1 pseudogene is annotated in these 385 nt (G+C 68.6%); it reads left to right on the top strand.

From position 1 onward, the window contains the following. Nucleotides 1-16: 16 nt before the first annotated feature. Nucleotides 17-385 (top strand): annotated as a pseudogene (locus Q0938_RS19245) (hypothetical protein); the annotation flags it as partial.

The raw sequence follows: 385 nt of genomic DNA, 5'->3' as shown, positions 1-385 counted from the left end.
TCTGAAAGGGCCCAGGATGGGCAAGATCAAACGCGTTCCGCATTGCAGCCACTGGGGGGCCTACACGATCCTCGTGGGGGACGGCCGCATTGTGGGCGTCGAGCCATTCGAGCATGACCCGGCCCCCTCGCCGATCATCGCCTCGATCGTGGAATGGGCGCGCCCGCAGGGGCGGGTGCTGCAGCCTCTGGTGCGGGAAGGCTGGCTGAGCGCGCGGGAGAAGAGCGACCGTCGCGGCCGCGGCAGCGAGCGCTTCGTGCCGGCCTCGACCCCGAAGGCATTCGCGTGCTGGCGCGCCGTCTGGTCGAGAGGAGGACGTCTGGGACATCGCCGCCATCTCGGCCTTCTTCGGCATGTCGAACCGGATGGCGAACGTCACCAGCAT

This window comes from uncultured Paracoccus sp., from assembly GCF_947496875.1.
Taxonomy (GTDB): Bacteria; Pseudomonadota; Alphaproteobacteria; order Rhodobacterales; family Rhodobacteraceae; genus Paracoccus.
The sequence above is the reverse complement of the archived record's forward strand: the minus strand, read 5'-3'. Positions and strand labels throughout refer to the sequence as shown.